Origin of the sequence: Nesterenkonia sp. PF2B19 (assembly GCF_001758425.2) — a bacterium.
GTDB lineage: Bacteria > Actinomycetota > Actinomycetes > Actinomycetales > Micrococcaceae > Nesterenkonia > Nesterenkonia aethiopica.
The window spans coordinates 17,614-37,629 of record NZ_MDSS02000005.1 but is presented as its reverse complement, the minus strand read 5'-3'; the positions used below and the strand labels follow the sequence as shown (position 1 = coordinate 37,629).

The 20,016-nt window shown below is 68.7% G+C and carries 12 protein-coding genes, 1 tRNA gene and 2 pseudogenes; 14 read left to right on the top strand and 1 reads right to left on the bottom strand.

The window, feature by feature from the left end:
- Window positions 1-243: 243 nt before the first annotated feature.
- From BCY76_RS02415 to mmsB, 11 genes and pseudogenes are all read left to right on the top strand, one after another.
- On the top strand, window positions 244-1,548 hold the full coding sequence (locus BCY76_RS02415; RefSeq protein WP_085437121.1) for an ABC transporter substrate-binding protein: 1,305 nt from the start codon (window positions 244-246) through the stop codon (window positions 1,546-1,548).
- A gap of 109 nt (window positions 1,549-1,657) precedes the next feature.
- The gene (locus BCY76_RS02410) at window positions 1,658-2,758 is read left to right on the top strand and encodes a LacI family DNA-binding transcriptional regulator (protein ID WP_083277706.1); all 1,101 of its coding nucleotides are present in this window, start codon (window positions 1,658-1,660) and stop codon (window positions 2,756-2,758) included.
- Window positions 2,755-3,183 (top strand): HIT family protein, encoded by a 429-nt coding sequence (locus BCY76_RS02405; protein ID WP_070161728.1) that lies wholly within the window; start codon window positions 2,755-2,757, stop codon window positions 3,181-3,183. The genes BCY76_RS02410 and BCY76_RS02405 overlap by 4 nt, the downstream gene beginning before the upstream one ends.
- A gap of 11 nt (window positions 3,184-3,194) precedes the next feature.
- The gene (locus BCY76_RS20615) at window positions 3,195-3,389 is read left to right on the top strand and encodes a LacI family DNA-binding transcriptional regulator (RefSeq protein WP_442935341.1); all 195 of its coding nucleotides are present in this window, start codon (window positions 3,195-3,197) and stop codon (window positions 3,387-3,389) included.
- A complete protein-coding gene (locus tag BCY76_RS02400; RefSeq protein WP_237089918.1) occupies window positions 3,344-4,285 on the top strand; it encodes a LacI family DNA-binding transcriptional regulator in 942 nt (313 codons plus the stop codon). Before BCY76_RS20615 ends, BCY76_RS02400 begins: the two co-directional genes overlap by 46 nt.
- 179 nt (window positions 4,286-4,464) lie before the next feature.
- Window positions 4,465-6,186: pseudogene (gene araB / locus BCY76_RS02395) on the top strand (ribulokinase).
- Window positions 6,183-6,920 carry an L-ribulose-5-phosphate 4-epimerase gene (locus tag BCY76_RS02390; protein ID WP_070161726.1) on the top strand — a complete coding sequence of 246 codons (738 nt, stop codon included), beginning with the start codon at window positions 6,183-6,185 and terminating at the stop codon, window positions 6,918-6,920. The pseudogene araB and the gene BCY76_RS02390 overlap by 4 nt, the downstream one beginning before the upstream one ends.
- Window positions 6,921-6,981: 61 nt before the next feature.
- Window positions 6,982-8,490: an L-arabinose isomerase gene (gene araA / locus BCY76_RS02385; RefSeq protein ID WP_070161724.1), complete on the top strand. Its 1,509-nt coding sequence runs from the start codon at window positions 6,982-6,984 to the stop codon at window positions 8,488-8,490.
- Between the two features lie 71 nt (window positions 8,491-8,561).
- Window positions 8,562-9,716, top strand: coding sequence for a multiple monosaccharide ABC transporter substrate-binding protein (gene chvE / locus BCY76_RS02380; protein ID WP_085437120.1), 1,155 nt, complete (start codon window positions 8,562-8,564; stop codon window positions 9,714-9,716).
- A gap of 165 nt (window positions 9,717-9,881) precedes the next feature.
- Window positions 9,882-11,402: a multiple monosaccharide ABC transporter ATP-binding protein gene (mmsA, locus tag BCY76_RS02375; RefSeq protein WP_272896804.1), complete on the top strand. Its 1,521-nt coding sequence runs from the start codon at window positions 9,882-9,884 to the stop codon at window positions 11,400-11,402.
- Window positions 11,399-12,579: pseudogene (gene mmsB, locus BCY76_RS02370) on the top strand (multiple monosaccharide ABC transporter permease). The gene mmsA and the pseudogene mmsB overlap by 4 nt, the downstream one beginning before the upstream one ends.
- 43 nt (window positions 12,580-12,622) lie before the next feature.
- On the opposite strand, the gene hrpA reads toward mmsB, so the two are convergent.
- Window positions 12,623-16,771: an ATP-dependent RNA helicase HrpA gene (gene hrpA / locus BCY76_RS02365; protein ID WP_085437119.1), complete on the bottom strand. Its 4,149-nt coding sequence runs from the start codon at window positions 16,769-16,771 to the stop codon at window positions 12,623-12,625.
- Window positions 16,772-17,051: 280 nt separating this feature from the next.
- Between hrpA and BCY76_RS02360 the strand changes: the two genes are divergently transcribed.
- The 3 genes from BCY76_RS02360 to BCY76_RS02350 all read left to right on the top strand — a co-directional run bounded on the left by BCY76_RS02360 (window position 17,052) and on the right by BCY76_RS02350 (window position 20,002).
- Window positions 17,052-18,029, top strand: a complete 978-nt coding sequence (locus BCY76_RS02360; RefSeq protein ID WP_237089917.1) for an ABC transporter substrate-binding protein — start codon at window positions 17,052-17,054, stop codon at window positions 18,027-18,029.
- Window positions 18,030-18,254: 225 nt separating this feature from the next.
- Window positions 18,255-18,338, top strand: a tRNA-Leu gene (locus tag BCY76_RS02355).
- A gap of 350 nt (window positions 18,339-18,688) precedes the next feature.
- The gene (locus BCY76_RS02350) at window positions 18,689-20,002 is read left to right on the top strand and encodes an endo-1,4-beta-xylanase (protein WP_272896803.1); all 1,314 of its coding nucleotides are present in this window, start codon (window positions 18,689-18,691) and stop codon (window positions 20,000-20,002) included.
- Window positions 20,003-20,016 lie beyond the last annotated feature (14 nt).

Sequence of the window (20,016 nt, the reverse complement as noted above, 5' to 3'; positions counted from 1 at the left end):
ATGAGCCGAGGCGGCGGATCTCTGGATCGAGGGATCCGCGTCGACCCCTTGACGCGGTGAAACGATTCAAATACTGTCACGATAAACCTGTGATGCACACCACAGGAGCTCGGGCCCTCCTGGCGGGGAAGGCCGCTGCAGGAGGCCCGGGCCGAGACCAGACGCACCGCATGAGCGGTCCGCGCCGTCCGCACGGTCGGCGTCGGGACATCGAAGGGGAGAAGCACATGACCACCAGGAACTCTGCCATCGACACCGGCCCATCGGCGCCTCGGCCCCGCTGGACGCGCCTCGCCGCCGTCGCTGCGCGGCGTCATCGCCCTCACCGCCTGCGGGGGCGACGGTGGGGCAGCCTCGGGGGAGGGCGGCGACGTCACGCTGCGGTTCGCCTGGTGGGGCGCAGAGCACCGCAACGCCCTCACCGAGGAGATCGTCGCACTCTACGAGGAGCAGAACCCGCATGTGACGATCTCCACCGAGTACTCGGACTGGGAGGGGTACTGGGATCAGCTGGCCACGCAGACTGCCGGAGGAGGCGCGCCCGACGTCATCCAGATGGACGACACCTACCTGCGTGAATATGCCGACCGCGGTGCGCTGCTGCCGATGGACGACCTCGACACCTCCGGGTTCGAGCAGGACGTGGTCGACAACGGCACCACCGAGGACGGCCTGATGGGCATCACCACCGGGATCAACACGATGGCAGTCCTGGCCAACCCGGACCTCTTCGAGGATGCGGGGCTGGAGATCCCCGACGACACGACGTGGACCTGGGAGGACTACGCCGACCTCACCTCCGAGCTCAATGAGACGCTCGGTGACGGCTACTGGGGTGATGGTGGCGTCCCGCAGACGGTGGACCTGCAGATCTGGCTGAGGCAGCAGGGCAAGAACCTGACCACCGACGACGGAGAGCTCGGCTTCACCGTCGAAGACGCCGAGGAGTACCTCGAGTTCCAGCAGGAGCTCGTGGAACGGGGATCTTACCCGCCGGCCTCGATCATGCAGGAGGAGTCCAATGCTGCCCCGGGGGAGTCGATCTTCGAGCAGAGCGAGCAGGCCGTCGGTCGGTGGTGGAGCAACATGGTCCCGGGACTCTCGGATCTCGCCGGCGTCGACTTCGAGCTGCTGCGCTACCCCTCGGCCACCGGAAGCAGTGAGGACAACGGCCTGTGGTTCAAGGCCACGATGATGTTCTCGGTGACGTCCCAGACGGAGCACCCGGAGGAGGCGCAGGCCTTCGTGGACTTCCTGGTGAACTCCGAGGAGGCCGCGGAGATCACGGGCATGGATCGTGGTCTGCCGGCCAATGAGGTCAGTCGGGAGGTGGTGCTCGACCAGCTGGAGGGCCAGGAGCTGGCCGTGGCAGAGTTCATCGAGGAGGTCGAGGATGAGATCGGCGAGGCTGAGCCCGTGCCGGCCCTGGGCTTCTCGGGTCTGCAGGACATCGCCTACCGCTACTGCGACGAGGTCTTCTTCGACCGGCTGAGCCCGGCGGAGGCGGCGGAGCGGATGCACGCAGAGATGCAGGACGCGATCAGCTGACCGCAGGGCCTCGGCGGGGGCGGCGCGGGAGATTGCTAGCATGCCAAGTGCGCGCGGCTCCGGCCCAGGAGCGTGATCGGCGGCAGGACGGCGAACAGGAGGCACTGCGGTGGCCACGGTGAGGATGAGCGACGTCGCGCGGGCCGCCGGGGTCTCCACCATGACGGTGTCCAACGTCGTCAACGGCCGGCCCGGGGTCAGCGAGGAGGTTCGGCGGCGGGTGCTGCGGCAGCTCGCCGAGACCGGCTATCGGATGAACGTCTCGGCACGGAATCTGCGGTCCGGGCACAGCGGCGTCATCGGGCTGGCCGTCCCCGGCCATGATGTGCCCTACTTCGCCGCGCTGGCGACCCACGTCGCCCAGGAGGCCGAGCGGCGCGGATATCGGGTGGCCGTCGAACAGACCGGGGCCAAGGAGGCGGGCGAGGTCGCCGCCATCCGCTTCTCGCAGGCGATGGACTATGACGGACTCATCCTCAGCACCGTCGGCATGGACCTGGAGAAGCTCGACGTCGGCCAGGCGTTCCCGATCGTCCTGCTGGGGGAGCGGGAGAATCCCACCGCGGCAGACCATGTCAGCATGGCCAACCATGCCGGCTCACGGGCGGCGGTCGAGCATCTGGCAGCTCAGGGTGCGGGCCGCATCGCCTTCATCGGAGGGCCGGAGACGGCCGAGCAGACGATCCACAGCCTGCGTCTGGGAGGCTGGAGGGAAGGGCTTCAGGATGCGGGCCTCGCCTGCAGTCCTGAGCTGATCTTCGAGGCCCCCGAGGTCACGATGGAGGCCGGACGACGCGCAGGCCGGAGGGTCGCCGAGAGGATCCTCGCCGATCGTGCCGCGGGCCGGGACCCGATCGAGGCGGCGTTCGCGATCACCGACTCGGTGGCTCTCGGTGCGGTCCGTGGCCTGGCCGACGGAGGGCTCCGCGTGCCGGAGGATCTGCTGCTGGTCGGCTTCGACGACATCCCTGAGGCCGCGATGGCGGTGCCGTCGCTGAGCTCCGTGGCCCCTGACATGTCGTGGACTGCGCGGCGCGCTGTGGAGCTGCTGCTGGAGCGCCTCGGAGGTCAGGACGGTCCGACGGCAGGCTCCCCGCCGGCCGGGCGGGAGGAGACCATCCCGTGGATCCTCCAGGTGCGAGAGTCCTCCTCGCCGGTACGATCGAAGCAGGAGCGTCAGCTGACCGACCCGACAGGAGCCGCATCATGAGCACCGTGTTCACCAAGATCATCCAGGGAGAGCTGCCCGGTCGCTTCGTCTGGCAGGACGAGGTCTGCGTGGCGTTCCTGAGCATCGCTCCACTGGCCTACGGGCATACGTTGGTGGTCCCGCGTCAGGAGATCGACCGGTGGACCGATGCCGACGCCTCGTTGGTGGCCCATCTGATGCATGTCGCCCACCGCATCGGCAAGGCCCAGGTGGAGACCTTCGGCTCGCAGAGGGCCGGTCTGACGATCGCCGGATTCGAGGTCGATCACCTTCACGTGCATGTCTGGCCCTCGAACTCGATGGCGGACCATGACTTCGACCGGGCGATCAGTGCACCCGACTCCGAGGCCATGGATGAGGCCGCAGAGAAGCTGCGTGTGGCCCTGCGCCTGATGGGCGATGCCGACTCCGTGCCCTCCGACTGAGCGCCACGCCCATGGCGAGCAGCTCCCGGCGCCCCTCCGGGCGGGCGCCGTCGATGATCGACGTGGCCCGGGCGGCCGGGGTCTCGCATCAGACGGTCTCTCGGGTGCTCAACACCCCGGACGCGTCCGCGAGGACACCCGACGTCGGGTCGAGCAGGCGATGCGCGGCCTGGGGTATCGGCGCAACAGCACGGCACGGGCCCTGAAGACCCGCCGGACCGGACTCATCGGCGTCGTGAGTCCCGGCGACTCGACCTTCGGTCCCAGCCGTATGACGCTCGCGATCGAGGAGGCCGCCCGCGAGGCCGGCTATGCGACAGCGCTGAGCGTGGTCCGGGACCCGGATCCGACCTCCGTGGACGAGGCGCTCGAATTCTTCCTCGACCGCGGCATCGACGGAATCGTCGTCATCGCCCCGGTGGTGGCGATGGCCGAGGCGGCACGGCAGATCTCCCGGACCGTCCCGGTGGTCGTGCTGGCCTCCGCCGCCGAGCAGACCCCCGACATGCAGGTGCTCGGGATCGACCAGGTCGCCGGGGCGCGGATGGCCGTGCGGCACCTCCGGCAGGGCGGACGGGAGCGCATCGCCCATGTCTGCGGCCCGGAGGAGTACCACGACGCCCAGGGACGGATCATCGGATGGCGCGAGGAGCTGCGTGACGCCGGGCTGCCGCTGCTGCCGCTGGCTCGGGCCGGGGGATGGTCGGCCGCCGACGGTCATGCCGCCGCCCGCAGGGTGCTCGCCCGCAAGGGCGGCGATCAGGGGGGAGGCGAGGCCCCTGATGCGATCTTCGCGGCCAATGACCACCTCGCGCTCGGCGTCGTGCAGGCCGTGCGGGAGGCTGGGCTGAGCGTGCCCGAGGATGTCGCGGTCGTCGGCTTCGACGTCGTCGACGGCGCCGACTTCTTCTCCCCTCCGCTGACCACGGTCCGCCAGCCCTTCGAAGAGGCCGGGGCCGCGGCCCTCGGGGCGCTCTTCGGAGCAGGCGCGGGGGGCCCCGACGGCGCCACCGTGCCCCGGGTGCGTCGAGGGGCGTCCTCCGGATCGAGCCGCGGGCCGTCTCTGATCCAGCCGCGCCTGGTGGTCCGCGCCTCGGGTTGAGGTCGACCGCCGGAGCAGGGCGGGGGTGGCGCAGGCCACATCACAATGTTAACGTTAACATCGTCGTGTCCGGCGTCACCCGCCTCGAGACGCCGTCTCGGGTGGCCGATGCGCCCTCCGCGGAGGGCCGGACGTCCTGACCTCACCCGCCCACCTGATCCTGAAGGAGCGCACACTCGATGACCTCTCCCGACTCCGTGGTGATCGGCGTCGACTTCGGCACCCTCTCCGGCCGCGCCCTCGTGGTGCGCGTCGCCGATGGCGCTGAGCTCGGCACCGCCGTCCATGAGTACCGTCATGCGGTGATGGACTCCGCCCTGACCGCCCACCAGGCGAGCCGCTGCCTCCGGACTGGGCGCTGCAGAACCCTGCCGACTACGTCGACGTGCTCAAGGACGCGGTGCCGGCCGCACTGCGCGCCGCCGGCGTGTCCGCTGAGCAGGTGATCGGGATCGGCACCGACTTCACGGCCTGCACCATGGTGCCCACCACGGCTGACGGTACGCCGCTGAATGAGGTCCCCGAGTTCGCGGGACGGCCCCACGCCTACGCGAAGCTGTGGAAGCACCACGCCGCACAGGGTCAGGCCGACCGCATCAACGACCTCGCCCATTCCCGTGGCGAATCGTGGATCAGCCGCTACGGAGGCTTCATCTCCTCCGAGTGGGAGTTCGCCAAGGGCCTGCAGATCCTCGAGGAGGATCCGGAGGTCTACGCCGCCGTCGACCGCTGGGTGGAGGCCGCCGACTGGATCGTCTGGCAGCTGACCGGACGCTACGTGCGCAACGCCTGCACCGCCGGCTACAAGGGCATCCGCCAGGACGGGCAGTATCCGTCGAAGGACTTCCTCGCCGCGCTCAATCCGGAGTTCGCCGACTTCGTGGAGACCAAGCTGGACCACCAGATCGGCCAGCTGGGTGACCGGGCGGGAGGCCTCAGCGCGCAGGCCGCCGCCTGGACCGGACTGCCGGAGGGCATCGCGGTGGCCGTGGGCAATGTGGACGCCCATGTCACGGCTCCTGCCGCCGACGCGGTCGAGTCCGGTCAGATGGTGGCCATCATGGGTACCTCCACCTGTCATGTGATGAACGCGGACGTCCTGGCTGAGGTGCCGGGCATGTGTGGAGTCGTCGACGGCGGCATCCTCGCCGGCGCCTGGGGATACGAGGCCGGCCAATCCGGCGTGGGAGACATCTTCGCCTGGTACGTGGCCAACCAGGTGCCCGGTGAGTACGCAGAGGAGGCCGAGTCCCGCGGACTGAGCCTGCACGAGCTGCTCACAGAGAAGGCCGAGGTCCAGCCCGTGGGGGCCCACGGGCTGGTGGCGCTGGACTGGCACTCCGGCAACCGATCGGTCCTGGTCGACCATGAGCTCTCCGGGATGGTGGTCGGTCTGACCCTGACTAGTCGGCCTGAGGACGTCTACCGCGCGCTGCTGGAGTCGACGGCCTTCGGCACCCGCACCATCATCGAAGCCTTCGACGCCTCCGGGGTGCCGGTGCGGGAGCTCGTCGTCGCCGGAGGGCTGCTGAAGAACCGCTTCCTCATGCAGCTCTACTCGGACATCACCCGTCTGCCGATCTCCACGATCACCTCGGAGCAGGGGCCGGCCCTCGGATCGGCCATCCATGCCGCGGTGGCGGCGGGCGCCTATGCGGACGTGCGGGCGGCGGCTCCCATCATGGGAGGGCGCATCAAGGAGGCCTACACACCGGACCCGGCGGCCGCGGCGCTACGACGCCCTGTTCGCGGAGTACAAGGCCCTGCATGACCACTTCGGACGCGGCGGCGATGACATCATGCGACGCCTGAAGCGCATCCGCCGTGAGGCCCATGCGGGGGTCCGTGCCGAGCCCGCGCCGGGGGACCAGCAGACGACGACCCAGGAGGTGTCGGCATGATCCGGCTCGCCGAGCAGAGCGTCCGAGTCCAGGAGGCCGTGGCGCGTGCGCGGGAGCGGGTCGCCGCGCTGCACGCGGAGCTGCCCCGCAACGAGCTGGTGGTCTGGACCGCCGGCAATGTCTCAGAGCGCGTCGTGCTGCCTGACGCGGCGGAAGGCGCGCCCGAACTGTTCGTCATCAAGCCCTCGGGGGTCTCCTACGATGACCTCTCCGCCGACACCATGGTCGTCTGCACCCTGGACGGGGAGAAGATCGACGACGGCACCGCCGACGCGCTGCGCCCCTCGTCCGACACGGCCGCCCACGCCTACGTGTACCGGCACATGCCGGAGGTCGGAGGGGTCGTCCACACGCACTCCACCTTCGCCACCGCCTGGGCGGCGCGCTCCGAACCGATCCCGTGCGTGCTCACCATGATGGCGGACGAGTTCGGCGGGGACATCCCGGTGGGTCCGTTCGCGCTCATCGGCGACGACTCTATCGGCCGGGGCATCGTCGAGACGCTGCGCGAGTCCCGCTCGCCGGCGGTGCTGATGGCCCAGCACGGACCCTTCACGGTGGGGCGGAACGCCCGCGCCGCGGTGAAGGCCGCCGTGATGTGCGAGGAGGTGGCCCGCACGGTCCACTTCGCCCGGGCCCACGGGGAGCCGCCCCGCATCGACCAGGCGCAGATCGACTCCCTCTACGACCGCTACCAGAACGTCTACGGGCAGGCCTCAGGGTCCTCCCGCTGAGTCGGCAGGACCCGTACCCGCCGCCTGACCACGCCTTCACACCATCAGGAGAACCCCACCCATGACCTCACCCTTCACCGGCAAGACGATCTGGTTCCTCACCGGATCCCAGGACCTCTATGGGGACGAGACGCTGCGCCAGGTCGCTGAGCAGTCCCAGCGCGTGGCCTCCACCCTCGACGCCGCCGACGACATCCCCGTCACCATCGAGTGGAAGCCGGTCCTCAAGGAACGCGACGCCATCCGCCGGGCGGCACTGGAGGCGAACTCTGACCCGGACTGTCTGGGGGTGATCGTCTGGATGCACACCTTCTCGCCCGCGAAGATGTGGATCCAGGGCCTCGACGCTCTGGACGTGCCGCTGCTGCACCTCCACACGCAGGCCGACGCCGCGCTGCCCTGGTCCGAGATCGACATGGACTTCATGAACCTCAACCAGGCGGCCCACGGGGACCGCGAGTTCGCCTACATCGCCAGCCGCATGGGCACGGCGCGCAAGACGGTGGTCGGCCACGCCTCGGGCACCCGCGTGGCCCGGCGCATCGGCACCTGGGCACGCGCCGCCGCCGGATGGGACGCCCTGCGGAATCTGCGACTGGCCCGCTTCGGGGACAACATGCGCAACGTCGCCGTGACTGAGGGGGACAAGACGGAGGCCGAGATCAGGCTGGGCGTCTCGGTGAACACCTGGGCCGTCAACGACCTCGTCGAGAGGGTGGAGTCGGTCTCCCCGGCTGAGGTGGACGCGCTGCTGGCGGAGTACGACGAGCGCTACGACGTCGCTGCGGAGCTCCGTGCCTCCGGTGAGCGCCGCGAGTCGCTGGCCTACGCCGCGCGACAGGAGATCGGTATGCGCTCCTTCCTCGAGGAAGGCGGCTTCGGCGCCTTCACCACGAACTTCGAGGACCTCGGGGGTCTGCGACAGCTGCCGGGCCTGGCCGTCCAGCGGCTGATGGCCTCCGGCTACGGATTCGGCGCCGAAGGCGACTGGAAGACAGCGCTGCTGGTGCGCGCCGCCAAGGTCATGGGCCACGGCCTGCCCGGAGGAGCCTCCCTCATGGAGGACTACACCTATGAGATGACGCCGGGGAAGGAGAAGATCCTCGGGGCCCACATGCTGGAGATCTGCCCGAGCCTGACCTCCGCGACACCTCGGGTGGAGGTCCATCCGCTGGGCATCGGTGACCGCGAGGATCCGGTGCGGATGGTCTTCGACACCGACCCTGGACAGGGCGTGGTGGTGGCCATGGCGGATCTGCGCGAACGATTCCGGCTCACCGCCAACGTGGTGGACGTCGTCGAGCCGGACGAGGAGCTGCCGAACCTGCCGGTGGCGCGCGCGGTCTGGGAGCCCCGCCCGGACTTCGCCACCTCGGCGGAGTGCTGGCTCACCGCCGGTGCGGCCCACCATACGGTGCTCTCCACGGCTCTGGGTCTGGAGGCCTTCGAGGACCTGGCGGAGATCGCGCAGATGGAGCTGGCCGTCATCGATGAGAGCGTGACCACCCGCGGATTCGCGCAGGAGCTGCGGTGGAACGCGGCATACCACCGGCTGGCTCAGGGACTGTGATAGACAACACCTAGGACGATCCAGGTCCGACACTCACACCGGCTCCCATCAGGGCCACGAATGGAGGAGACATGCGTTCCACTGCGACGACCATCCTGGGGGCGGGAGCTGCACTCGCCCTGCTGCTCACCGCCTGTGAGGGCGAGGGCGCCGGAGGCGGCGGAGGCGGGGGAGATGCCGACGCCGCACCGGAGGACATGACGGTGGGTGTGGCGATGCCCACCCAGACCTATGAGCGGTGGCTGCAGGACGGGGGCAACATCGAAGAGGGGCTGGAGGACCTCGGCTACACCGTCGACCTCCAGTACGCCGACGACGACATCCCCACGCAGTCCCAGCAGATCGATCAGATGATCACCCAGGAGGTCGACGCCCTGATCGTCGCCTCGATCGACGGCTCCGCACTGACCAGTCAGCTCGACGCCGCCGCGGCGGCAGGAATCCCCGTGATCGCCTATGACCGGCTGCTGACCAACTCCGAGGACGTGGACTTCTACGTCACGTTCGACAACTACGAGGTCGGCGTCAACCAGGCCCGGTCCCTTCTCTACGGGCTCGGCATCCTGGATGAGAACTTCGACGAGGCCGATGATGCGCCCGAGGGCCCGTTGAACATCGAGCTGTTCGCCGGCTCGCTGGACGACAGCAACTCCCACCACTTCTGGCAGGGCGCGATCGACACGCTCGAGCCCTATCTGGAGGACGGCACGCTGGAGATCCCCTCCGGTCAGGACACGATCCAGCAGGCCGCCACGCAGCGGTGGGAGCAGGAGACGGCCCAGGAGCGCATGGAGAACCTGCTGACCACCCACTACAGCGGAGACACCGAGCTGGACGGCGTGCTCGCCCCGGCCGACCCGCTCTCCCGGGGGATCATCACGGCGCTGCGCAATGACGGCCAGGGTCCCACCATCGAGGAGGGCATGCCCATCGTGACGGGCCAGGACGCCGAGATCGCCTCGATCTCCCTGATCGAACAGGGCATCCAGCACTCCACGATCTTCAAGGACACCCGCCTGCTGGCCGAGGAGGCCGTCCGAGCCGCCGAGGCCTACCTCCAGGGGGAGGAGCCGGAGCCCAACGACACCGAGACCTACGACAACGGCGAGATCGTCGTGCCCTCGTACCTCCTCGACGTCGAGATGGTGCTCCAGGACAACTACGAGGAGATCCTGGTGGACTCCGGCTACTACACCGAGGAGCAGGTCGAGTCCGGCCAGCTCTGATCCGGTGAGGTCCCGGCCAGGAGTCTGGGTCCTGGTCGGGACGTCGTCGTCGCAGGGCACCGTCCGGGGCTGCGTCCCCGGACGGACCTGCCGGGGACGATTCCGATGGGGCAGAGAGGGAGACCAATGACAGTACGGACCCATGTGGAGGATCCCATCCTCCAGATGCGCTCGATCACGAAGCGATTCCCCGGAGTCGTGGCGCTCTCGGATGTGTCGCTGACCGTCCAGCGCGGGGAGATCCACGCCATCTGCGGGGAGAACGGCGCGGGGAAGTCCACCCTCATGAAGGTGCTCTCCGGGGTGTACCCGGCGGGGAGCTATGACGGCGAGATCCTCCTGGAGGGGGAGCCGGTCTCCTTCAGCGGGATCAATGATTCTGAGGCTCGGGGCATCGTGATCATCCACCAGGAGCTGGCCCTCGTGCCGCATCTCTCGGTGGCGGAGAACATCTTCCTCGGCAATGAGCAGTCCACCGCCGGGGTGATCAACTGGCACGAGACCAACGTGAAGGCTGTGGAGCTCATGGAGCGGGTCGGCCTCAGGGAGAACCCGGTGACACCGGTGGGAACCCTCGGGGTCGGCAAGCAGCAGCTCATCGAGATCGCCAAGGCGTTGTCGAAGAACGTGCGACTGCTGATCCTCGACGAGCCGACCGCCGCGCTGAACGATGACGACTCCGAGCACCTGCTGGGGCTCATCCGGGACCTCCGCGAGGAAGGGGTCACCTGCATCATCATCTCTCACAAGCTCGGCGAGATCGCCGCCGTCGCGGACTCCACCACGGTGATCCGGGACGGCAGCACCATCGAGACCCTCGACATGCACGACGGCTCCACTCCTGAGCAGACCACCGCGCGGATCATCCGCGGCATGGTCGGCCGGGACATGGAACACATGTACCCGGAGCGGGAGGTGGAGATCGGCGAGGAGATCTTCCGGATCGAGGACTGGCACGTCACCCACCCCACCCAGCCGGATCGCGTCGTCGTCGACGGCGCGTCCCTCTATGTCCGGGCCGGAGAGGTCGTGGGCATCGCCGGGCTGATGGGAGCCGGGCGGACGGAGCTCGCGATGAGCGTCTTCGGACGGTCCTGGGGCCGGGAGATCACCGGCACCGTGTCCATGCACGGGAAGCCGGTGCAGATCCGTGACGTCTCCGACGCGATCGAGCACGGCATCGCCTACGTCAGCGAGGACCGCAAACAGTATGGTCTCAACCTGATCGAGGACGTCCGGCGCAATGTCACCGCCGCGGGCCTGAAGAAGCTGGCTCCGGCCGGCTGGGTGAACGCCAACGAGGAGATCGCCGTCGCCGAGCGGTATCGCAGCTCGTTGAACATCAAGTCCCCCTCCGTGCTCTCCGTCGTGGAGAAGCTCTCCGGGGGCAATCAGCAGAAGGTGGTGCTCAGCAAATGGCTCTACACCGAGCCGGAGCTGCTCATCCTCGATGAGCCCACCCGAGGCATCGACGTCGGCGCGAAGTTCGAGATCTACTCGATCATCAACGAGCTCGCCGCGGCGGGCAAGGCGATCCTGGTGATCTCCTCCGAGCTGCCCGAGGTCCTCGGACTCTGCGACCGCATCTACACGCTCTCCGTGGGACGCATCACCGGCGAGGTGGATGCCGCGGAGGCCACCCAGGAGGGGCTGATGGAACTCATGACCAAGGAGACCGACCGATGACGGGCACGTCGAACCTGCGGGAGCTGCTGACCCGCAACATGCGCCAGAGCGGCATCTACATCGCCTTCGTGTTCATCGTGCTGCTGTTCACGGTCCTCACCGGAGGCACTCTGCTGAGCCCAGGCAATCTGACCAACCTGGTGCTGCAGTACTCCTACATCCTGATCCTGGCGATCGGCATGGTGATGATCATCGTCGCCGGCCACATCGACCTCTCCGTAGGTCGGTGGTCGCGTTCACCGGCGCGGTCTCGGCGGTGGTCGTGATCCGAGAAGGCATGCCCTGGTGGGTGGGCGTCCTCGCCGCCCTGATCACCGGGGCGCTCGTGGGCGTCTGGCAGGGCTTCTGGGTGGCGGTGGTCGGGATTCCGGCGTTCATCGTCACGCTGGCCGGCATGCTGATCTTCCGCGGCCTGACCATGCAGACGCTGGACAACGTCTCGCTGTCCCCGTTCCCCTCGGAGTATCAGTACATCGCCGGCGGGTTCCTCAACGGGCTGCTCGGCGGCCCCGGCTATGACGTCTTCACCCTGGTCATCGGTGCTCTGGCGGCGGTGGGCTTCGCCTGGTCCCAGTGGCGGAATCGGATGCGCAAGCTGGAGTACCGGCAGCCCGTGGAGGCCCTGTGGCTCTTCGCTGTGCGGGTGCTGCTGGTGGCGGCCATCATCATGGCCTTCGCTTGGCGCCTTGCGAACGCCCGGGGGACGCCGGTCGTGCTGATCCTGCTCGCCGCGCTGGTGCTGCTCTACGGGTTCGTCACCCAGCGCACCGTCTTCGGCCGGCACATCTATGCGATGGGCGGCAACCTGCAGGCCGCCAAGCTCTCCGGTGTGAAGACCCGCCGGGTGAACTTCCTGCTGTTCATCAACATGGGCCTGCTGGCTGCGGTGGCCGGGATCGTCTACTCCGCTCGCTCCAACAGCGCCCAACCCGGTGCCGGCTTCATGTTCGAGCTCGACGCGATCGCTGCAGCCTTCATCGGCGGCGCCGCCGTCACAGGAGGCGTCGGCAAGGTGCAGGGCGCCATCATCGGTGGTCTGATCATGGCGGTGATGTCCAACGGCATGCAGATCATGGGCATCGATCAGTCCACGCAGAACGTGGTGCGTGGTGTGGTGCTGGTGCTCGCGGTGGCCTTCGACGTCTGGAACAAGAAGCGGGCCACTGCCGACCGCTGAGCACCGCCGTCGCGCTGAGGAATGCCGCGCAGGGCGGCATTCCTCAGCGCGCCCCCCGAGCGATGGCCCGGCGGATGCGTTTGGCGGAGACGGTCTGGGCCGTGCCCAGCTGCTGGGCGAAGAGGTTCACACGCAGCTCTTCCAGCATCCACTTCACCGCGGCCAGGTCGGCGGGCACCGGAAGCTGCGAGGGCACGGCCTCCACGGCGGCGTCGTATTCGTCCTCCAGCTGCTGGACTGTGGCCATGTCCTGGGCGTCCCGGGTGATCGCCTGACCGGCTTCGAGCCGATCCAAGCGCAGTGCCATGGCACGCAGGTAGCGGGGCAGGTGCCGCAGCTGGGCGGCCCCGGTGCCGGTGACGAATCCGGGGTGCACCAGCACCTCCACCTGTGCCTGCATGTCGCTCACAGCGGGCTTCAGGGCCGGAGAGGTCGCTGCGTCCAGGCGGGCCTGCAGCTCGGCGGCGGCACCGAGCACCTGGGCGATGACGTCGGTGAGCTCCAGCACCGTCTCGATCAGCTCGGCCCGGGCGTGACGAGAGATCCGGTCGAAGGCCTCTGCGGTGAACGGCAGCTCCTCGGGGACCAGATGGTCCAGGGCCGCCGTCGTGCAGTCGGCCACCAGGGACTCCACGGTCCCGTGGGGCGAGCGGCCGAAGGCCAGCCGTTCCCGATTGCTCAGGTGCTCGACGACGTAGCGCTGGGGAGAGGGCAGCACCTCCTGCAGCAGGGCGACCACGCCGTGTCGGTGGATGCGCAGCTGATCGGCGGCAGAGTCCTGAATCGTGCAGCGGACCCCCCGGCGACCGGGCTCCTCAGCGGTCAGGGCGGGATAGCCGGTGACCTCGCGCCCTGCCACCTGTCGGGTGATCTCACGCGGGAGGTCGCCGAAGGTCCAGGTGGTCTGCTCGCGCTGCGTGGGCACCGGGGAGGCAGACTGCCTCGTGTCGGCCCGCCCACGGGGTCGAGGGCCTCCCGAGGGCGTGTTCTTCGGCCCGTGGCCTCTGTGGCCTCCGTGTCCAGCGGGGGAGCCGTCGGACGGGTGGGGAGCTTGAGCCCCTGCCGCCGTCGACGCCGTGGCGTCACCTGCTGCCAATGAACGAGCGATGGCCTCGCGGTTCTGCTCGGCGAAGCGCAGCTGCAGCTCTCCCAGGTCCTGCGAGGTGTCCAGCACTCGGCCGCGCTCGCTGACCACGGCGTAGGTGAAGCGAAGATGGGCGGGAAGCTGGTCGAGCCCGAGGTCCGAGGCCTCGACCCGGACCCCGCGGAGGCGCTGGAGCACTGCGGCCAGCGACGGCGCCAGCGGATCCTCGCCGGCGCTGAACTCCTCCTCGAGCCGCTGCCGGGCCTGGGCGGCGACGTCGGGTGCGGGTACGAAGTTCTTCCGCAGCTGTTTGGGCATGGAGCGGATCAGCTGGGTGATCAGCTCCGTCCGGAGGCCCGGGATCAGCCAGTCGAACTGCTCGGGCCGCAGCTGGTTGAGGAAGAGGACCGGCACCTTCACGGTGATGCCGTCGGCCGTGGTGCCGCGTGCGTCGTCGGTGAAGGTGGCGGGGTTGAACTCGTAGCGCAGCTCGAGGGGAAGGCCGTCGAGCTCCAGGTGCTCCGGGAACTCGTCGACGTCGACCTGCTCCGCGGTCTCGGCCAGGAGCCGGTCCTGGGGGAGGTCGAGGAGCTCGGGCGTCTCGTGGCGCTGGGTCTTCCACCAGGAGTCGAAGTGCCTCTGCGAGACCACGTCCTGCGGCAGGCGTTCGTCGAAGAAGGCGAAGAGCTCGTCGTCGGAGGCTCTGAGATCGCGCCGCCGGGTGCGGTTCTCCAGCTCCTCGATCTCCTGGCACCGCTGACGATTCCGCCGGTCGAAGTGGTGGCGGGTGGTCCAGTCGCCCTCGATGAGCGCATGCCGGATGAAGAGCTCGCGGCTGAGCTCCCGGTCGATGCGGCCGTAGAGCACCTGCCGGTCCGCGACCACGGGCACCCCGAACAGCGTGACCTTCTCGGTGGCGACGGCGGCGCCCTTCCTCGCCGACCAGCGCGGCTCTGAATGGCTGCGCGTGACCAGGTGCGGAGCCTGCTGCTCGATCCAGGCAGGATCGATGCGTGCGACCGTGCGGGCCCACAGCCGGGAGGTCTCCACCAGTTCGGCGGCCATCACCCAGTCGTGGTTCTTCTTGAACAGTCCCGACCCGGGGAAGACGGCGAAGCGGGTGCCCCGGGCGCCCTGGTAGTCACGGGTGCGCGGGTTGTACAGTCCGATGTGGCTCAGCAGACCGGACAGCAGGCTGCGGTGGACGATGTCGTGTCGGGCGGCGGGATCCACGGGCATCTGGCTGCGTCGACGGGGTCGGGCGATCGGGCCCAGGTCGGCCTGTCGGGCGAGATCGGCGAGCTGGACCACCAGGTCCTGCCATTCGCGCACGCGCAGGTAGTTGAGGTGCTCGCGGCGGCACATCTTCCGGAACTGATTGCCGGAGAGCTCCTGCTGCTGCTCGAGGAGGTGCCGCCACAGGTTCAGCAGGGCGGAGAAGTCCGAGGTGTCGTCCGCGAAGCGGCGATGCATCTCGTCGGCCTGCTGGCGGGTCTCCGCGGGCCGTTCGCGAGGGTCCTGGATCGACAGGGCGGCCACGAGCACAGTGACCTCCTCGAGGCAGCCGTGGCGCCCCGCCTCGACCATCATGCGTCCGAGCCGAGGGTCCACCGGCAGCTGGGCCAGGGCGCGTCCGACGTCGGTGATCGTGCCGCGGCGCGGCCCTCGCGAGGACCCGCCCGTGCCGGCGGCGTGGAGTGCTCCCAGCTCGGTCAGGAGGCGGACGGCGTCGTTGACGGCCTTCGCGTCGGGCTGCTCGACGAACGGGAAGTCCAGCAGCTCGTCCGGGGTGCGCGTGATCCCCATGGCGGACATCTGCAGCAGCACCGATGCGAGCGAGGTGCGCAGGATCTCGGGGTCGGTGAACTCCGGGCGGGATTCGAAGTCGTGCTGCGAATAGAGGCGGATGCAGATGCCGTCGCTGGTGCGGCCGCAGCGTCCTGCGCGCTGGTTCGCGCTGGCCTGCGAGATGGCTTCAATGGGCAGACGCTGCACCTTGGTGCGCGTGGAGTACCGGGAGATCCGCGCCGTGCCCGTGTCGACGACGTACTTGATGCCCGGCACCGTGAGCGAGGTCTCGGCGACGTTGGTGGCCAGGACGATGCGTCGTCGGCCTCCGGGGGTGAACACGCGTTTCTGCTCTGCCAGGGAGAGCCTGCCGAACAGCGGGAGGATCTCGGCGCCCGCCAGGCGACGGTCGCGGCGGACGACGTCGGCCAGCGCGTCGGCGGCGTCGCGGATCTCCCGTTCGCCGGGGAAGAAGATCAGGATGTCGCCGTCCGGCTCCTCGGCGAGCTCCTGCACGGCGTCCCCGACGGCGTCGATCATGTCGCGTTCCTCGGAGGAGCCTGCTCCGGCGGACGCATCGTCGAACTCGTCCTCGGACTCCGGGTCCTCGGCGTCGCGCAGGGGCCGGTATCGGACCTCCACCGGATAGGTGCGTCCGGAGACCTCGATCATGGGGACTGTCGGATGCTCCGGATCCGAGCTGAAGTGCGTGGCGAACCGTTCCGGGTCGATCGTCGCGGAGGTGATGATCACCTTCAGGTCCGGCCGCTTCGGCAGGATGGACTTCAGGTAGCCGAGGATGACGTCGATGGTGAGGCTGCGCTCGTGGGCCTCGTCGATGATGAGCGCAGAGTAGCGGCGCAGCAGCGGGTCGCGACGCAGCTCGGCGAGCAGGATGCCGTCCGTCATGAGCTTCACCGCGCTGGTCTCGGAGACCTCTGAGGTGAAGCGCACCTGGTAGCCGATGTCGGCGCCGATGCTGGTGTCCAGCTCGTCAGCGAGCCGTTCCGCCACGGTGCGAGCCGCGAGTCGGCGGGGCTGGGTGTGCCCGATGACTCCGCGGTGCTGCAGCCCCAGCTCCAGGCACATCTTGGGCAGCTGGGTGGTCTTCCCGGATCCGGTCTCACCGGCGACGACGATCACCTGATGTTCTCGCAACGCCTCCAGAAGCGTCTCCCGTTCCCCGGTGACGGGCAGGGCGGCGGGATAGTTGAGCTCCTCGACCGAGAACTGTCGGCGCTCGACGGCGGGACGGGGGCCCCTGCCCCGTGCGGAGGATCGCGAGGGGCGTCGTGAGGAGGTGCGCGTGGATTCAGGCATGACGACTCGAGTCTATCGAGTCTGATCGACCCGGACCGTCAGCGGTCGGCGCCTGCACAGGTCGGCGATCCTGCCATCCGTGGGAGCATATGTGCTGATCACTGGGTCGGTCTCGTGAGGGTCAGGGAGCGCAGGCTCGTTCCAGACTCTGGACGATCGACCTCCGTCGGAGCAGAGGAGGACCAGGATGCGCGGAACCGGGCGCAGAAACCGAGCACGCAGGAACGGCAGGGTCGGCGGATCGACGGGCCCTCGGGCGGCGGGATCGACGGGCCTGACTGTGCTCGCCCTGCTGATGGGCGCCTGCGGGGCGACCAACGCCGGTGACGCAGGAAGCGCCGGTGACGCAGACGGCTCGGCGGAGGAGAGCTTCTCGATCGGTATCGCCCAGCCGGTCGCGCATCCCTCCCTGGACGCCACACGCGAGGGCTTCAAGGAGGCGTTCGAGGAGGCTGGAGTGGAGGTGGACTGGGAGGAGCAGAATGCTCAGGGGGACGCATCCACCGAGGCGACGATCGCCGCGCAGCTGGCGGGCGGGGGCCATGACCTCATCGCCACCATCGCCACCTCGCAGTCGCAGCAGGTGGCGACAGCCACTCAGGGCGGCGACACCCCGGTCCTGTTCATGGTGATCACGGATCCCGAGGCGGCGGGTCTGGTCGACTCCTGGGAGGAGCCTGGGGGACACATGACAGGGACCTCTGACCTGAACCCCGTGGATGATCAGCTCGAGCTGATCACCCGGGTCGACCCATCGGTGGAGACCGTGGGAATCCTCTACGCCTCGGGCGAGACGAATTCGCAGGTGCAGGTCGACCTGGCCGAGGAGGCCGCAGAGGAGCAGGGGCTCGACCTCCGGACGGCCACGGTGACGAATTCGGCGGAGGTCCAGCAGGGTGTCGAGTCGCTCGACGGGGTCGACGCGCTGTGGATCCCCACGGACAACGTGGTGGTCTCCGCCCTGGAGTCGGTGGTCCAGTTCAGCCAGCAGCGGCAGATCCCGCTGTTCTCCGCCGACGCCGATTCGGTGGAGCGGGGAGCGGTGGCCACCTATGGGGTCGATCACCACGCGATCGGACGGCAGTCCGGCCAGATGGCGCTGCGCATCCTGCTCGACGGCGAGGACCCGGCTGTGATGCCGGTGGAGACCGCAGAGGACCACGAGCTCCACGTCAATCCGGAGGCTGCTGAGTCGATGGGGCTGGAGATCCCGGCCGAGATCCTGGAGTCCGCGGACGTCGTCGTGGGGGAGGGCTGACGCCCTGGTCAGCGCGATGAGGCCCCTTCGTCCTCAGCTGCTGAGGAGGTCTCGGCAGGCCCGCTGACAGGTGGGTCGACGGCGTGTCAGGCGTCACATCATCTCGATTAGGCGATGGGCCACGCTTGTGGTTAGGATGGATATCGCTGTTCGACGGAGTGAACGGAACGAGGCCCGCCGGTGACGGTGGGATAACGGGCCGAGAAGCTTCCTGGATGGCAGCTCGCGCGAGTGGCGGAATTGGTAGACGCGCTGGCTTCAGGTGCCAGTGCCTTCACGGGCGTGGGGGTTCAAGTCCCCCCTCGCGCACGAGCCGAGAGAAGGGCCCCGGAGGAATCTCCTCCGGGGCCCTTCTGCGTCTGCGAGGCAGAGGGACGGAACTCTGTGATGGTTGACACAGGGGCTTGCCATAAATAGTCTCTTGGGAAGACAAAACATGGGGTGGATCACATCGCGCCGACGAGGCGGGCCCGGCTCAGGTCGCCGCTCAGTGAGAGCGCTCCACTCCTGGATGTCTGACCGAGCACTCGATCTCAGGAGGAAACTCATGCCATCGCAGACCACCACGCGGCGACTCGCCGCCGCCCTGTGCACCGGGCTGTTGACGGTGTCACTGGGCGCGGCTGCCGCGCAGCCGGCTGCGGCCTACAGTCCGGACGGTGCCGCAGGAGCAGTGCGCCCCGGGCAACTCCGGCAACGCCGGGCGCCCCGACAGCCCGGGCAACTCCGGCAACGCCGGGCGCCCCGACAGCCCGGGCAACTCCGGCAATGCCGGGCGCCCCGAGAATCCCGGCAAGCCGGACAATCCTGGGCGGCCTGGCGGTGACGACGCCGGGGCCGCGGAGTGCGCCTTCGCTCCGGAGGGCGGACGCACCGACTACGACGGCGGCCGGGACTCGCTGCGCGCCCACAGCGACGACGGCATCCGCATCGGCAATGTGGCGGCCGGCGGTGGCCACTTCGACGATGAGGGGAGCACCGACCCGTTCTTCGGGGAGGACGGCTACCAGGAGCATCTGGCTGCGGAGTACTCCTCGATCACTCATGAGAACTACCTCAAGTGGGAGTTCGTCCACCCCGAGGAGGGGGTCTACGACTTCGAGGCCGCCGACGCCGTCGTGGAGTTCGCCCAGGCTCATGACATGGACGTCCGAGGTCATGCGCTGTCCTGGCATTCGCAGAACCCCGACTGGCTGGAGGAGGGAGACCACAGCCCCGAAGAGCTCCGCGGGATCCTGGAGGACCACGTGCGGACTGTGGTCTCCCGCTATGCCGGCTGCATCCAGCAGTGGGATGTCGCCAACGAGATCTTCGGAGACGACGCCGACGCCACGATCCGTGACGAGGAGAACATCTGGATCCGCGAGCTCGGCGTCGAGGTCCTCGACGACGTCTTCCGCTGGGCCCACGAGGAGGATCCTGACGCGCTGCTGTTCTACAACGACTACAACGTCGACGGCGTCAACGCGAAGTCTGACGCCTACTACGACCTCGTCCAAGGTCAGCTGGAGCGCGGCGTCCCGGTCCACGGCTTCGGTGCCCAGACTCACCTGAGCATGAACTATGGCTTCGACGAGACCTACCAGGAGAACCTCGAGCGTTTCGACGCCCTGGGACTGCATACGGCCGTCACCGAGATCGACGTCCGCGGAGACGTCGGCGAGGACGACAGGATGAACGATGAGGACCGCGCCGGCGCTGCCGAACGGTTCGAGACCGTCCTGCAGGCCTGCCTGGAGGTGGATAACTGCAACTCGTTCACCATCTGGGGCACCTTGGACGCCCACAGCTGGGTGCCGGGGACCTTCCCGGGTGAGGGCGACGCGACCCTGCACGAGGGGGACTACGAGCGCAAGCCGACCTACTGCGTCATCCAGCGCACGCTGGTGGAGCATCAGGAGGGTGGAGACTCCTGGGCCGAGGACGCGGCCTTCGAGGAGTGCCGCGGCATCCTCGAGGAGGCCGGCGTCTGACGGACGCCGTGATC

Bases quoted from the DNA above. Each gene is read 5' to 3' on its own strand.
- BCY76_RS02390 (WP_070161726.1), top strand. From the start codon at position 6,183: ATGATCCGGCTCGCCGAGCAGAGCGTCCGAGTCCAGGAGGCCGTGGCG.
- araA (WP_070161724.1), top strand. From the start codon at position 6,982: ATGACCTCACCCTTCACCGGCAAGACGATCTGGTTCCTCACCGGATCC.
- BCY76_RS20615 (WP_442935341.1), top strand. From the start codon at position 3,195: ATGGCGAGCAGCTCCCGGCGCCCCTCCGGGCGGGCGCCGTCGATGATC.
- mmsA (WP_272896804.1), top strand. From the start codon at position 9,882: ATGCGCTCGATCACGAAGCGATTCCCCGGAGTCGTGGCGCTCTCGGAT.
- hrpA (WP_085437119.1), bottom strand. From the start codon at position 16,771: ATGCCTGAATCCACGCGCACCTCCTCACGACGCCCCTCGCGATCCTCC.
- chvE (WP_085437120.1), top strand. From the start codon at position 8,562: ATGCGTTCCACTGCGACGACCATCCTGGGGGCGGGAGCTGCACTCGCC.
- BCY76_RS02400 (WP_237089918.1), top strand. From the start codon at position 3,344: ATGCGCGGCCTGGGGTATCGGCGCAACAGCACGGCACGGGCCCTGAAG.
- BCY76_RS02405 (WP_070161728.1), top strand. From the start codon at position 2,755: ATGAGCACCGTGTTCACCAAGATCATCCAGGGAGAGCTGCCCGGTCGC.